Annotated in this window: 12 protein-coding genes and 1 riboswitch; of the genes, 4 read left to right on the forward strand and 8 right to left on the reverse strand. The window is 73.5% G+C overall.

The genetic code is table 11. From position 1 onward, the window contains the following. Window positions 1-2 precede the first annotated feature (2 nt). From ACFY3J_RS05895 to ACFY3J_RS05915, 5 genes are all read right to left on the reverse strand, one after another. Window positions 3-1,133: a VWA domain-containing protein gene (locus ACFY3J_RS05895; RefSeq protein WP_384181304.1), complete on the reverse strand. Its 1,131-nt coding sequence runs from the start codon at window positions 1,131-1,133 to the stop codon at window positions 3-5. 587 nt (window positions 1,134-1,720) lie between these two features. After that, entirely contained in the window at window positions 1,721-2,605 is an 885-nt protein-coding gene (locus ACFY3J_RS05900; RefSeq protein ID WP_384181306.1) for an AAA family ATPase, read from the reverse strand. A 6-nt stretch (window positions 2,606-2,611) separates the two neighbouring features. Next, window positions 2,612-3,466 (reverse strand): FAD binding domain-containing protein, encoded by an 855-nt coding sequence (locus ACFY3J_RS05905; RefSeq protein ID WP_390840368.1) that lies wholly within the window; start codon window positions 3,464-3,466, stop codon window positions 2,612-2,614. Beyond that, window positions 3,463-5,853, reverse strand: a complete 2,391-nt coding sequence (locus tag ACFY3J_RS05910) for a xanthine dehydrogenase family protein molybdopterin-binding subunit (RefSeq protein ID WP_390840369.1) — start codon at window positions 5,851-5,853, stop codon at window positions 3,463-3,465. Before ACFY3J_RS05910 ends, ACFY3J_RS05905 begins: the two co-directional genes overlap by 4 nt. Next, complete coding sequence (locus ACFY3J_RS05915) at window positions 5,850-6,356, reverse strand: (2Fe-2S)-binding protein (RefSeq protein ID WP_390840370.1); 507 nt, start codon at window positions 6,354-6,356, stop codon at window positions 5,850-5,852. The genes ACFY3J_RS05910 and ACFY3J_RS05915 overlap by 4 nt, the downstream gene beginning before the upstream one ends. 253 nt (window positions 6,357-6,609) lie before the next feature. Here ACFY3J_RS05915 and ACFY3J_RS05920 point away from each other — a divergent pair, with 253 nt between their 5' ends. Next, on the forward strand, window positions 6,610-8,580 hold the full coding sequence (locus tag ACFY3J_RS05920; protein ID WP_390840371.1) for a GTP-binding protein: 1,971 nt from the start codon (window positions 6,610-6,612) through the stop codon (window positions 8,578-8,580). A gap of 494 nt (window positions 8,581-9,074) precedes the next feature. On the opposite strand, the gene ACFY3J_RS05925 is transcribed toward ACFY3J_RS05920, so the two are convergent. From ACFY3J_RS05925 to ACFY3J_RS05935, 3 genes are all read right to left on the reverse strand, one after another. Continuing rightward, a complete protein-coding gene (locus ACFY3J_RS05925) occupies window positions 9,075-10,304 on the reverse strand; it encodes a glycosyltransferase (RefSeq protein WP_382621267.1) in 1,230 nt (409 codons plus the stop codon). 100 nt (window positions 10,305-10,404) lie between these two features. Beyond that, window positions 10,405-11,253, reverse strand: a complete 849-nt coding sequence (locus ACFY3J_RS05930) for a bifunctional 5,10-methylenetetrahydrofolate dehydrogenase/5,10-methenyltetrahydrofolate cyclohydrolase (protein WP_384181176.1) — start codon at window positions 11,251-11,253, stop codon at window positions 10,405-10,407. 20 nt (window positions 11,254-11,273) lie between these two features. Next, a riboswitch (ZMP/ZTP riboswitch) is annotated at window positions 11,274-11,359 on the reverse strand. Window positions 11,360-11,592: 233 nt separating this feature from the next. Next, a complete protein-coding gene (locus ACFY3J_RS05935; protein WP_384181178.1) occupies window positions 11,593-11,958 on the reverse strand; it encodes a nuclear transport factor 2 family protein in 366 nt (121 codons plus the stop codon). A gap of 176 nt (window positions 11,959-12,134) precedes the next feature. Here ACFY3J_RS05935 and ACFY3J_RS05940 point away from each other — a divergent pair, with 176 nt between their 5' ends. From ACFY3J_RS05940 to ACFY3J_RS05950, 3 genes are all read left to right on the forward strand, one after another. After that, window positions 12,135-12,434, forward strand: a complete 300-nt coding sequence (locus ACFY3J_RS05940) for a hypothetical protein (RefSeq protein ID WP_384181180.1) — start codon at window positions 12,135-12,137, stop codon at window positions 12,432-12,434. Window positions 12,435-12,565: 131 nt separating this feature from the next. Beyond that, window positions 12,566-13,651, forward strand: a complete 1,086-nt coding sequence (locus tag ACFY3J_RS05945) for an S-(hydroxymethyl)mycothiol dehydrogenase (protein ID WP_225076613.1) — start codon at window positions 12,566-12,568, stop codon at window positions 13,649-13,651. Beyond that, window positions 13,651-14,280, forward strand: coding sequence for an MBL fold metallo-hydrolase (locus ACFY3J_RS05950; protein ID WP_384181182.1), 630 nt, complete (start codon window positions 13,651-13,653; stop codon window positions 14,278-14,280). Before ACFY3J_RS05945 ends, ACFY3J_RS05950 begins: the two co-directional genes overlap by 1 nt. Window positions 14,281-14,424: the final 144 nt, after the last annotated feature.

Consider the following 14,424-nt stretch of genomic DNA (forward strand, 5'->3'; position numbering starts at 1 on the left):
GCTCAGCTCCTCTCCCACGACCCCGGCACCTGGCCGGCCGCGTCCGTGCCGGCGCCCTGCACCACCGCCGCCAGACGCTCCAGCGCGGCCAGGCTGTGACCCTCGACGAAGTCGTCCACGCTGGGCAGCGCCGCCGCCATGCCGGCGGCCAGCGGCGCGTAGCCTGGGCGCGCCTTGCGGGGGTTGGACCAGACCACCCGGTGCGCGAGCCGGTGCAGGCGCCGCATCTGGGCGGCGAGCAGCTGCGGGTCGCCGCGCTCCCATCCGTCGGACAGCAGTACCACGACGGCGCCGCGCGCCATGCCGCGCTGGCCCCAGCGGTCGAGGAACTCCCGCAGCAGCTCACCCAGGCGGGTGCCGCCGCGCCAGTCGGGTACGGCCTCGGCGACCGCGGCCATGGCCAGGTCCGGCTCGCGGTGCGACAGCTCCCGGGTCACCCGGGTCAGCCGGGTGCCGATGGTGAACACCTCCGTGCGCCGCCCCCGGGCGGCGGCGTGCGCGAAGCGCAGCAGGGCGTCGGCGTAGGGCCCCATGGATCCGCTGACGTCGACCAGCAGCACCACCCGCCGCGGCCGCTCCGCGCGCGCGTGCCGACGCAGCAGCGCCGGCTCGCCGCCCAGCCGGAGCAGTTCCCGCACGGTGCGGTGCGGGTCCACGTCCCCGCGCCGGGCCGGCCGTCGCCGCGCGGTGCGCCGCGGCTGCCCGCGCAGCGTGAACGCGGCGAGCAGCCGGCGCACCTGTGCGCGTTCCGCGGGGTCCAGTTCCGCCACGTCGCGGTGGCGCAGCACCTCGGCGGAGCCGGCGAGCGTTGCGGTGGGCGGCCCCTGCCGCTCCTGTCCGGGCGGGCCGGTGCGCGACCCGGCGGGCGCCTCCCGCAGGACCGGTCGCGGCCGGGGCGGGGGAGCGGTCCGGGCCGGGCGGGCCGGTGTCCCGTCGGTGCCGAAGTACGCGGCGAACACCCGCTCGTAGCGTTCCAGGTCGTCCCGGTCCCCGCACAGCGTCACCCGGCCCGCCCAGTACACGTCCGTCCGCAGCCGGGGGCGCAGGGCGTCCACCGCCCGCAGGAAGGCGTGCACCCGCTCGGCGCTCGCCGCGACCCCGGCAGCCCGCACCGCCCGCGCGAACCCCAGCAACGCGGCATCGCCCTCCGGCCGACGCCCTTCACCACACCCACCGGTCCTGGTGTTCGTGTCGTGCTCTGCGTGGTCGTCCGTGGTGGTACGGGTGTCGGGCCGGTGCTTCTGCGGGGTCGGCGCGTTGGTTCGGCTGTCGGGTCCGTTGGGATCGGGGTCGTCGCCATGCCTGCCGGTCCTGGTGTTCGTGTCGTGCTCTGCGCGGTCGTCCGTGGTGGTACGGGTGTCGGGCCGGTGCTTCCGCGGGGTCGGCGCGTTGCTTCGGCTGTCGGGTCCGTTGGGGACGGGGTCGTCGCCATGCCTGCCGGTCCTGGTGTTCGTGCTGTGCTCTGCGTGGTCGTCCGTGGTGGTACGGGTGTCGGGCCGGTGCTTCCGCGGGGTCGGCGCGTTGCTTCGGCTGTCGGGTCCGTTGGGACCGGGGACTCCGCCATGCCCACCAGCCTCCGTGCCCAGCGCGTTGCTCCGGTCGTCAGGTCCGTTCGGACCGAGGGCTTCGCCGCGCCTGCCTGCCCCGGCGTCCGTGGTGTGCCCTGCGGCGTCCGCTCCGTGTACCTCGCGGTGTCCCCGTCGTTCCCCGGTCACGCCGATCACGCTCCCCGTCCCGCGAGGACCGCGGCGAAGTCCAGACCGCGGGCCCGGTCCGTGTCCTCGCGGTACTTCAGCACCGATCCCAGGGTGGCCACCGCCAGCTCCGCGTCCACCTCGTTCGCCCCGAGGGCGTCCAGGGCGCGCGCCCAGTCCAGGGTCTCGGCCACGCCCGGCGGCTTGAGCAGGTCCTCGGCGCGCAGGGCCTGCACCAGCGCCGTCACCTGCTCCGCGAGCCGCGCCGACACCTGCGGCAACCTGCGCCGGACGATGGCGAGTTCGCGGCCGAAGCCGGGATGGTCGAACCAGTGGTACAGGCACCGCCGCTTCAGCGCGTCGTGCACCTCGCGGGTGCGGTTGGAGGTCAGGACGACCACCGGCGGCACCTCGGCCCGCAGCGTGCCCAGCTCCGGAATCGTCACCTGGAACTCCGACAGCAGCTCCAGCAGGAACGCCTCGAACTCGTCGTCGGCCCGGTCGATCTCGTCGACCAGCAGCACCGACGGCTGGGTCTGCAGAGCCCGCAGCAGCGGCCGGGCGACCAGGAACCGCCGGTCGTACAGCTCGCGCTCCAGCCGCTCCGCGTCCCTGACCCCGGCGGCCTCGGCGGCCCGCAGATGCAGCAGCTGACGGGGGAAGTCCCAGTCGTACAGCGCCTGCGAGGCGTCGATCCCCTCGTGGCACTGGAGCCGGATCAGAGGCGCGTCGAGTGCCTCGGCGAGGGCGGAGGCGAGCGCCGTCTTGCCCACGCCCGCGTCGCCCTCGCAGAAGACCGGCCGGTGCAGCCGCAGCGCCAGGAAGCAGGCGATGGCGAGCCCGTCGTCGACGAGGTAGCCGGTCTGTTCCAGACGGGAGCGCACCTGCTCGGGGCTGTCGATGGAAGTGATCGGCGCTCACCCCATCCCGGCGGCGGCCAGGACCGCCCGCTTGGTCAGCACCCGCGCGAGGTGTGCCCGGTACTCGGGCGAGGCCGACGCGTCCCGCGAGGGCCGGGTGCCCTCGGCCGCGGACTGGGCCGCCCGCGCCACCGCGTCGGCGTCCCCGGCACCGGCCAACGCCTCCTCCGCCGCAGCGGCCCGCAGCGGGGTCGCGCCCATGTTGGTCAGCCCGATCCGCGTCTCCGCGATGCGCCCGTCGTCGCGCCGCACCAGCGCGGCGACACCGACCATGGCCCAGGACTGCGCCACCCGGTGGAACTTCTCGTACCGGTAGCCCCAGCCCTCCCGCTTGGGCACCCGCACCTCCACCAGGAGCTCGTCGGGGGCCAGCGCGGTCTCCAGATAGTCGGCGAAGAACTCGCGCGCCGGGATCGCGCGCCGCCCGCCGGGCCCCTCGGCGACCAGTTCGGTGTCCAGCGCCAGCGCCACCGCGGGCAGGTCCCCGGCCGGGTCGGCGTGCGCGAGCGAGCCGCCGAGGGTGCCCCGGTGCCGTACGGCGGGATCCGCGACCGTCTCGGTGGCCTGGGCCAGCAGGCCCGCGTGCCGCCGCACCAGCGGGTCGTGGACGACGTCGTGGTGCGTGGTCAGCGCGCCGATGACGAGCGTGCCGCCGTCCTCGCGGACCCCGCGCAGCCCGGGGATCCGCCCGATGTCGACGACGAGTTCGGGAAAGGCCAGCCGCAGTCGCAGCAGGGGCAGCAGACTCTGCCCGCCGGCCAGCACCTTCGCGTCCTCGCCCGCGTCGGCGAGGGTGCGCACGGCCTCCTCGACGCTGGTCGGGCGGGCGTAGTCGAACGCGGGGGGAATCATGCCGAGGCCTCCTTCTGCGCCGACCGCGCCTGCGCGGACCGCACGGCCTCCCAGACCCGCTCGGGGGTGCACGGCATCCGCACGTCGTGCACGCCCAGGGGGCGCAGCGCGTCCACGATCGCGTTGACGACGGCGGGCGTCGAGGCGATCGCGCCCGCCTCGCCGACGCCCTTGGCGCCGAGCGGGTTGGAGACCGCGGGCGTCTCGGTCCGGTCGGTCACGAAGTCGGGCAGGTCCGCCGCCGACGGCACCAGGTAGTCGGCCATAGTGCCGGAGACCAGGTTGCCCTCCGCGTCGTACACGGCCTCCTCGTACAGCGCCTGGGCGATGCCCTGGGCCAGTCCGCCGTGCACCTGCCCCTCGACGATCACCGGATTGATCACCCGGCCCACGTCGTCCACGCAGACGTAGGAGCGGATCCGGGTCTGCCCGGTCTCGGTGTCGACCTCGACCGCGCACAGATGGGTGCCGTGCGGGTAGGAGAAGTTCTCCGGGTCGAGCAGGTACTCGGAGTTGAGGGTGGGTTCCATGCCGTCGGGCACGTCGTGCGAGGTGAACGTCTCGAAGGCGACCTCCTGGATGGTCCTGCGCGCCTCCGGCGAGCCCTTCACCGAGAACACGCCGCCCTTGAACTCCAGGTCGTCCTCACTGGCCTCCAGCAGGTGCGCCGCGACCTTCCGCGCCTTGTCCACCACCTTCTCGGCGGCGCGGTGCACCGCCGACCCGCCCACGACCAGCGAGCGCGAGCCGTAGGTGTCCATGCCCTGCGGCGCCGCCAGGGTGTCGCCGTGCAGCACCTCGACGTCCTCGAACGGCACACCCAGCACGTCCGCGGCGATCTGGCTCCAGCAGGTCACGTGCCCCTGCCCGTGCGGGCTGGTGCCGGTGACCACCTCGACCTTGCCGGTGGGCAGCATGCGGATGCTCGCCGCCTCCCAGCCGCCGGCCGAGTACCTCAGGTCCCGCAGCACCCGGCTCGGTGCCAGCCCGCACATCTCCGTGTACGTCGACACGCCGATGCCCAGGCGCACGTCGTCCCCGCGCCCGTTGCGCTTGCGCTGCTCGGCGCGCAGGTCGTCGTAGCCGAACAGGGCGAGCGCCTTCTCGGTCGCCGCCTCGTAGTTCCCGCTGTCGTAGGTCAGGCCCGCGATCGAGGCGTACGGGAACTCCTCGTGCCGGATCCAGTTCCGCCGCCGCACCTCCACCGGGTCGAGACCGATCTCGGCGGCGAGTTCGTCCATGGTCCGCTCGATGGCGTACGTGGCCTCGGGGCGCCCGGCTCCGCGGTAGGCGTCGGTCGGGGTGCGGGTGGTGAACACCCCGGTGCAGTGGAACTCGTAGGAGTCCATCTTGTAGATCCCCGGGTACATGAAGGCGCCCAGGATCGGGGTGCCGGGAGTGACCAGCATCAGATAGGCGCCCATGTCGGCGATCAGGTCGACCTTGAGACCGAGCAGCCGGCCCTCGCGGGTCGCGGCGATCTCGACGTCCTGGATCATGCCGCGGCCGTGGTGGGTGGCCAGATAGCCCTCGGAGCGGGACTCGGTCCACTTCACCGGCCGTCCCAGCCTGCGCGCGACCTCGACCGCGATGGCCTCCTCGCCGTACACCTGGAGCTTGGAGCCGAAGCCGCCGCCCACGTCGGGCGCGATCACCCGCAGCTTGTGCTCGGGTACGCCGGTGACCACCGAGAGCATGATCCGCAGGATGTGCGGGATCTGCGTCGACGAGTACACCGTGAACTCCCCGGAGGCGGCCAGCGGGGCGACGACGACCGCGCGCGGCTCCATGGCGTTGGGGATGAGGCGCTGCTGCCGGTAGCGGCGCTTGAGGACGACGTCGGCGCGCTGCCTGACCGCCTCGAAGTCCTCGCCGGTCCGCAGCGGCCACACATAGGCGCGGTTGGTGCCCTTGTCGGCGTGGACCAGCGGGGCGTCCTCGGCGAGCGCCTCCTCCAGGTCCAGGACCGGCGGCAGGGGCTCGTAGTCGACCTCGATCGCCTCCAGCGCGTCGGCCGCCGCGTACCGGTCACGGGCCACCACGACCGCCACCGGGTCACCGGCGTGGCGCACCTCGTCGACCGCGACCGGCGGATGGTCCGGCAGCACCATGTCCTCGGTGACCGGCCAGGCGCAGGGCAGCGACCCCAGTCCCCCGGCGAGGTCGCGGCCGCTGAAGGCGGCGACGACGCCGGGGCGCTCGAGGGCGGGGGAGACGTCGACGCGTTCGATGCGGGCGTGCGCCATGGGGCTTCGCAGGACGGCCAGGTGCAGCAGTCCGGTGACGGTGATGTTGTCGGTCCAGTTGGTCTGCCCGGTGATCAGCCGGGCGTCCTCCTTGCGGAGCCGGGCCCTGCCGACCTCGCGTTCGACGGCCTGGTCGGTCATGCCGTCACCTCCTGGGCGGACCCGGTCCGCTCGCCGGCGGCCGTCTCCCCCTCGGCGACGGCGAGCACCGCCCGGACGATGTTCTGGTAGCCGGTGCACCGGCACAGGTTGCCCTCCAGGGCCTTGCGCACCTCGTCGGAGTCGGGGTGGGGGTTCTCGCGCAGCAGATCGCGGGCGGCCATGATCATCCCGGGGGTGCAGTAGCCGCACTGCAGCGCGTGCCGCTCGTGGAACGCGCGCTGCAGCTCCGTCCACTCGCCGTCCCTGGCCAGTCCCTGGACCGTGGTCACCTCGCCGCCGTCCGCCTGGACGGCCAGCACCGTGCAGCTCTTGACGCTCGCGCCGTCCAACTCGACCGTGCAGGCTCCGCAGTTCGAGGTGTCGCAGCCGATCGGGGTACCGGTCAGTCCGAGGCGGTCGCGCAGATAGTGGACCAGGAGCAGACGGGGTTCCACCTCGTCCTCGTAGGCCGTGCCGTCCACCGTGACCGAGATACGGGTCATCTTCCCTCCGGGGCCATATGGGCGTGGGTGGGGGAAATGTCGTCGACTGTGTGGTGTACGTCACTCTATGGCCGTGTCGGAGCGGCGGCGAGTGCTGCGGCAGGCGTCGTTGACCGTTAATCCATTGCCCCGGCGCTTCGGCTCTGCTGCACTGCACGTCACCACGTCGTCACCGAACGAGGAGCACCCATGCGCACAGCGTCCATGTCCACCCCGGAAGGAATCCCCGCCATCAAGAAGGACATGACGCCCGGTGCACTTGCTCAACCTCGGCATTCTCGCGCACGTCGACGCGGGTAAGACCAGTCTGACCGAACGGCTGCTGCACTCCGCGGGGGTGATCGACGCGCTCGGCAGCGTCGACGCCGGCAGTACGCGGACCGACACCCTCGCGCTGGAGCGGCAGCGCGGCATCACCATCAAGTCCGCCGTCGTCTCCTTCCCGGTCGACGACGTGACCGTCAACCTCATCGACACCCCCGGCCACCCCGACTTCATCGCCGAGGTGGAGCGGGTGCTCGGCGTGCTCGACGGCGCGGTACTCGTGGTCTCCGCCGTCGAGGGCGTCCAGGCGCAGACCCGCGTCCTGATGCGCACCCTGCGGCGGCTGCGCATCCCGACCCTGCTCTTCGTCAACAAGATCGACCGGCGGGGCGCCCGGCAGGAGGAACTGCTGCGTGCCGTCGCCCGGCGGCTGACACCGTCCGTCGTCCCCATGGGGCGGGTGACGGGAATCGGCGCCCGCGAGGCCCGCTTCGTGCCCGGCCTCGGCCCGTCCGCGCCGGACATCCTCGCCGAGCACGACGACGACCTGCTGGCCGCGTACGTCGACGGCACCCTCCGAGCCGACCACCTGCGCGCCGCCCTCGCGGCCCAGACCCGGCAGGCCCTCGTGCACCCGGTGTACTTCGGCTCCGCGATCACCGGTGCCGGAGTGGACGCGCTGATCGGCGGCGTCAAGGAACTGCTGCCCGCCGCGGACGGCGACCCCGACGGGCCCGTCTCGGCCACCGTGTTCAAGGTCGAGCGGGGTCCGGCGGGGGAGAAGGTGGCGTACGCGCGGATGTTCTCCGGCACCCTCCGGGTACGGGACCGCGTCCCCTACGGCGACGCCCGCACGGAGGGCAGGGTCACCGCGATCGGCGTGTCCGACCACGGCACGGAGGTCCGCGCCGAGGCCGTGTCCGCGGGCCGCATCGCCAGACTGTGGGGCCTGGCCGACATCCGGATCGGCGACACGGTCGGCGAGCCCGGCAAGGTCTACGAGCACTTCTTCGCGCCGCCGACCCTGGAGACCGTCGTCGTACCGGGCCCCGGGGTGGACGGCGGGGCCCTGCACCTCGCCCTCACCCGGCTGGCCGAGCAGGACCCGCTGATCGGGCTGCGCCACGACGAGGTGCGGCAGGAGACCTCCGTCTCCCTGTACGGGGAGGTGCAGAAGGAGGTCCTCCAGGCCACGCTCGCCGACGAGTTCGGGCTGTGTGTCACCTTCCGGGAGACCACCCCGCTGTGCGTCGAGCGGCCGGTGGGCACGGGTGCGGCCGCGGAGTTCAACAAGAAGGACGGCAACCCCTTCCTGGCCACCGTCGGGCTGCGCGTCGACCCCGCGCCGGCCGGCTCCGGGGTGGACTTCCGCCTGGAGGTCGAGCTGGGCTCGATGCCGTACGCCTTCTTCAAGGCGGTGGAGGACACCGTGCGCGAGACCCTCGGGCAGGGGCTGCACGGCTGGCAGGTCACCGACTGCACGGTCACCCTGACCCACAGCGGATACTCGCCCCGGCAGAGCCACGCCCACCAGGGCTTCGACAAGAGCATGTCCAGCACCGGGGCCGACTTCCGGGGCCTGACCCCGCTGGTGCTGATCGAGGCGCTGCGCCGCGCGGGCACGCTGGTCCACGAGCCGGTGCACCGCTTTCGCGTCGAGGTCCCGGCGGACACGCTCGGCGCCCTGCTGCCGGTGCTGTCCGCACTGCGCGCCGTGCCGCGGACGACCGTCACCCACGGATCCGTGTGCCTCCTGGAGGGCGGCGTCCCGGCCGCCCGGGTGCACGCGCTGGAGCAGCGCCTGCCGGGGCTGACCCGCGGCGAGGGGGACCTGGAGAGCGCCTTCGACCACTACGCACCGGTCACGGGCGACACGGTCCCCGAACGCCCACGCACCGACCACAACCCACTGGACCGCAAGCAGTACCTGCTCAACCTGACACAGCGGGTGGGACGATGACGGCCGGCTGCCCGCCCGCCGCGGCCCACGACCTCGCACCCACCCTCCGGGGTCCGGGACGCGGTGGGCGGCACGGTGGTGGCGGTTCGGGCGTGGGCGGAGAGGCGGCGCCCCGTGTCGCCGCGTCACGCCGCGGAGTCCACCGGCAGCGCCGACGGCCTCCGGCGCGGCCGGAGCACCCGCCGGGTCGCGACATTCCCCGGACGGGCCCGCCGCCCCGTCCCGCCGGTCGCCGGGCGTCCGGTGGTCTCCGGGGCGGGCGGAGGACGGCGCCCTTGGGCCCTGTCGTCACATCCCGCCTGCCGTGCGACGCCTTGCACGCACTCCCCCGAGCTCTTCGAGCAGGGGGGACCCCAGCCGCGTTGCCCGATCGCCCACGTTGCTCCGCCACGAGGGCGCTCCGGCGCCGTGCGATCGCACGCACCGGACGCCGCGCGGCCCGCCCTTCGGGCGGACGACGGGAATGTGACCAACAACGCCTCAGGTCAATACACCTAGCGGGCGAGTTGTTCGACCGCGTTCAGGACCGGTGCAAGGCCGTTCTCCTCGCGGATTCGGGCGCCCAGGGCCCGTGCCCTTTCACGATGTCCGTGGCCACGGGTGGCGCGGACCAGGGCCGCGGCGAGGTTGTCCGCGGTGAGGCCGCGCAGCGGAACCGAGCAGGGTGCCACGCCGAGGCCGACGAGACGATCGGCCCAGAAGCCCTCGTCGAACTGGACGGGCACGGGCACCGCGGGGACGCCGGCCCGCAGCCCGGCCGCGGTCGTGCCCGCACCGGCGTGGTGCACCACGCCCGCCAGCCGCGGGAACAGGGCCGAGTGCGGGACCTCGCCGATGGTCAGCATGTCCTCGCCGGACGCCTCCAGCCCGGCCCAGCCCCGCTGGACCACACCGCGCAGTCCGGCCCGGCGCAGCGCGCGCACGATGGTGTCGCTGAGCCGCCCGGGGTCGGGCACGGTGGCGCTGCCCAGCCCCACGTAGACCGGCGGAGGGCCCGCGTCGAGGAAGTCCCACAGGCCGTCGGGGAGTTGGGTGTAACGGTCGTACGGCCACCAGTACCCGCACACCTGGAGCCCACTGCGCCAGTCGTGGGGCCTGGGCACCACGAGCGGGCTGAAGCCGTGGTACACCGGCCGGCGCTGCCCCCGGCGGATGCGGCGGCCGGTGCCCGCGCGGGCGGGCGGCAGCCCCAGCCGGGTCCGCACGGCGGGTACGGCCGCCGAGAAGACCCGTTCCACGGCCAGGTTCACTCCATGTCCGGCGAGGCGGTTCGCAGTTCCGCCCCAGTGACCGCCGCCCAGCAGCGGAGGCGCGAACTCCCTTGTGGGGGAGAGGGGTTGCAGATGGGCGCCAATACTGGGCAGGTTCATCGCCTCGGCGATGGCGTGCCCGACCGGCCCGAGCGAGCCGGCGAGCAGCAGTACGTCGCTCTTCTCGGCCGCCGCGATCAGATCGTCCGTCATCCGGGCGATGGCCGCCCGCACCAGCCCCACGGCCCGCAGCACCTTGCCCGTGCCGGAGGCGCTGCGGTGGAGTCCCCGGCCGCGCGAGGACTCCAACTCGGCCCGCGGGTCCACCGGCAGCGGGTGGAAGCCGAGGCCCGAGCCCGCGACCAGCGGTTCGAAGCATCCGTGCGTGACCAGGGTGACCTCGTGACCCGCGAGAGCCAGGCCGTGCCCCAGTCCGGTGAAGGGGGCGACGTCGCCCCGGGATCCCGCCGTCATGATCGCTACGCGCACGACGGTCAGTATGGCCGCGCGGCCGCCCGCCGCCCGTGAACGACCCGAGGGGTGTCGCACCCCTGTTCCGGCCCCGGTACGCCGGTCACACCCCGAGCTGCCGGGCGGCGGCCGTCACGGTCTGCTCCAGCAGTGTGGCGATCGTCATCGGGCCCACCCCACCGGGCACCGGGGTGATCAGCGAGGCCCGCGCCACGGCGGAGTCGAAGTCGACGTCGCCGACGTTGCCCGGGTTGTAGCCCGCGTCGATCACCACGGCGCCGGGCTTGACGTCCTCGCCGCGGATGAGCCGGGGCCGGCCCACCGCGGCGACCACGACGTCCGCCTCACGCACGGCGGCCGGTAGGTCCGCGGTCCGCGAGTGGCAGTACGTCACCGTCGCGTCCCGCGCGAGCAGCAGCATCCCCACGGGCTTGCCGAGGATCGCGCTGCGGCCCACCACGACGGCACGCCGGCCGCGCAGCTCGACGTCGTACGCGTCCAGCAGCCGCAGGATGCCGCCGGGCGTGCAGGACACGAACCCCGGCAGACCGAAGCTCATCGCCGCGAACGAGGCGCAGGTGACCCCGTCGACGTCCTTCTCGGGCGCGATCGCCTCGAACGCGGCCCGCTCGTCGATGTGCTCGCCGACGGGGTGCTGGAGCAGGATGCCGTGCACGGCGGGATCCTTGGACAGCGACCGCAGCGTGTCGACGAGTTCCTCGGTGGTGGTCGCGGCCGGCAGTGCCACATGGCGGGAGTCGATACCGGCCTTGCGGCAGCGGTTCTGCTTCATCCGTACGTAGGTGACGGAGGCGGGGTCCTCACCGACCAGCACCGTCGCCAGACAGGGCGTCGTACCGGTGCGCTCGGTGAGTGCGGCGGCCTTCCGCGCGGTCTCCTCGACGACACGGCGGGCGAGCGCGGTGCCGTCCATCGGACGGGCCTGGGACATGGTCCACTCCTGGGCGTTCGGGGAATTGCCCAGGCGCGCGGCTCACGACTCTGCGTGGGCCGCTCCCCGGTGGTGCTCCACCTCAGCGCCAGTCACGGCCCCGCCTCACCCTAACCGACACGGCCCGCCGCGGTCGAAGGCCGCGCAACGCCGTACGGTCCGGACGCGGCCGCGCCGCCCGCAGCAGCGAGCGGACCAGCGCGGCGGACGCCAGGCGGGACACCGCGGTCGCGGGCCCCGGCCGGCGCGACCGGGCCGAGTGGGGCCGGCCCAGGCCGGCGCGGGCCGAGAAGGTCCAGGTCAGACGGGAGCTGACCTGGAACCTCGCGGCTCTCCTGCCTATTCGTCCCATGCCTGGATCAGTATCTGCTCGGCGATCCTGCCGTCGCGCAACGAGACCATGGACTCCGCGAGGACACGGCCGCCGTCCGCGTACTGGCAGGACTCCACGTACGCCGCATGGTCGCCCTGCACGACGCACTGCTCCAGCCGGTGCGTCATGTCGCGGCCGTAGACGTCCTGGAGCATCGTGGCGATCTCGTCCCGGCCGTGCAGGACCTTGGGGTTGCTGGGCTGGGTGTCGCGGTCCACGATGCGGATCTCCGCGTCGTCCGTGTAGAGCGACAGCAGCGTGTCCGCCGTGTCTCCTTCGATGCCGCGGCGGAGCGTGTCGGTGTCGAAAGCGGGGCTTGCCGAGGTGGACATGACGGGACCTCCTGCAAGGGCCGCGACCCTTGGGAGGGACGGGCCGCGGCGGGCCTCACAGTTCGAGACTCCTCCGCCCCGGCGGGCGCGGCAAGCCCGGTCCGGGCGCTGAGCCTGACGGGTGAGCGCGGCCGCGGGCCCGTGTCCGGGCGGGCCCGGACGGTGTTGCCGAGGGCATGATCCGCACTCGCCGCATCGTCGCCGCCGTCGGACTCGCCGTCTCGGTCACGGGCCTGACCGCGCTGCCCGCGAGCGCCGCGGGCGCCCCGTCCGTCGGCGGGCTCCAGCCCCTCGGCCTGCTCGGCTCGCTCCCCGGGACCGGCGTCCCGGCCGACCACCGGGCCGAACTGCCCACGGTCTGTGAACAGCTCTCCGGGGCCGACCGCGTACGCGATCTCAACCAGGTGGGCCGGCTGAGCCAGGTCACCGGCCTGGTCTCGCCGGTCTTCGGGCCGGTTCCCCCCATCCAGCACTGATCCTCCGCCCCGCGGGCCGGGCCCCCGCGCCCCGCCCGTCCCCGCAGATCAGAGGCCCCTCGGTGTCCCTTACCGATCAGTCGGACGTAGGGTCGGGGGACGTACACCGCTCGACGGAAGGGACCACCACCATGGCGCAGGAAGTGCGCGGCGTGATCGCACCCGGCAAGAACGAACCGGTGCGGGTCGAGACGATCGTCGTGCCGGATCCGGGGCCGGGAGAGGCCGTCGTGCGGATCCAGGCCTGCGGCGTCTGCCACACCGACCTGCACTACAAGCAGGGCGGAATCAACGACGAGTTCCCGTTCCTCCTCGGCCACGAGGCCGCGGGCGTCGTGGAGTCGGTCGGCGACGACGTCACCGACGTCGCGCCCGGGGACTTCGTCATCCTCAACTGGCGGGCCGTGTGCGGCAAGTGCCGTGCCTGTCTGCGCGGGCGGCCCTGGTACTGCTTCGACACCCACAACGCGCGGCAGCGGATGACCCTGACCGACGGCACCGAACTCTCCCCGGCGCTGGGGATCGGCGCGTTCGCCGAGAAGACCCTGGTGGCGGCCGGTCAGTGCACCAAGGTCGACCCGTCGGTCTCCCCGGCGGTGGCCGGGCTGCTGGGCTGCGGCGTGATGGCCGGCATCGGCGCGGCGATCAACACCGGCAACGTCGGCCGCGGCGACTCGGTCGCCGTCATCGGCTGCGGCGGTGTCGGCGACGCGGCGATCGCCGGTGCGTACCTGGCGGGCGCGGCGAAGGTCATCGCCGTCGACATCGACGACCGCAAGCTGGAGACCGCCCGCACCATGGGCGCCACGCACACGGTCAACTCCAAGGAGAACGACCCGGTCGAGGCCATCCGCGAGCTGACCGGCGGCTTCGGCGCCGATGTCGTCATCGAGGCGGTCGGCCGCCCCGAGACGTACCGGCAGGCCTTCTACGCCCGTGACCTGGCAGGCACGGTCGTCCTGGTCGGCGTGCCGACCCCGGAGATGAAGCTGGAACTGCCGCTGCTGGACGTCTTCGGACGCGGCGGGGCGCTGAAGTCGAGCTGGTACGGCGACTGCCTGCCCTCCCGGGACTTCCCGATGCTCATCGACCTGCACCTGCAAGGACGCCTGCCGCTGGACAAGTTCGTCACCGAGACCATCCAACTGGACGAGGTGGAGAAGGCGTTCGAGCGGATGCACCACGGCGACGTGCTGCGCTCGGTGGTGGTGCTCTGATGGCCGCCCGTATCGAACGCCTCGTCACCTCCGGGCAGTTCACGCTCGACGGTGGCACCTGGGACGTCGACAACAACGTGTGGATCGTCGGCGACGACCATGAGGCCGTCGTCATCGACGCCGCCCACGACGCCGAGGCCATCGCCGCCGCGGTCGGCGACCGCCGGCTGACCGCCATCGTGTGCACCCACGCCCACAACGACCACGTCAACGCCGCCCCGGCGCTCGCCGACCTCACCGGCGCGACGATCTGGCTGCACGCCGACGACCTGCCGCTGTGGAAGATGACCCACCCGAACCGGGACCCCGACGAGCACCTGGTCGACGGCCAGGTCATCGAGGCGGCCGGCGCCGACCTGAAGGTCCTGCACACGCCCGGCCACGCCCCGGGCGCGATCTGCCTGTACGACCCCGGACTCGGCGTGGTCTTCACCGGCGACACGCTCTTCCAGGGCGGTCCCGGTGCCACCGGCCGTTCCTACTCCCACTTCCCGACGATCATCGACTCGATCCGCGACCGTCTGCTGACACTGCCGCCCGAGACGAAGGTCCTCACCGGCCACGGCGACGCGACCACCATCGGCGCCGAGGCCCCGCACCTGGAGGAGTGGATCGCCCGCGGGCACTGACGCGGGAGAACCGGGCCGGGAGCCCGGGTGGCGGGCCGCACGAGACCGGAAGGCGCTCGTGCGGCCCGCCCGCGTTTCACCGATTCCCGCGCCGAAAGGCGACAGAAGGTGTCCGGTTTCCCCGGCACTCTCGATGACGGCATC

The organism is Streptomyces sp. NPDC001231, assembly GCF_042896885.1.
In the GTDB taxonomy this organism is placed as follows: domain Bacteria; phylum Actinomycetota; class Actinomycetes; order Streptomycetales; family Streptomycetaceae; genus Streptomyces.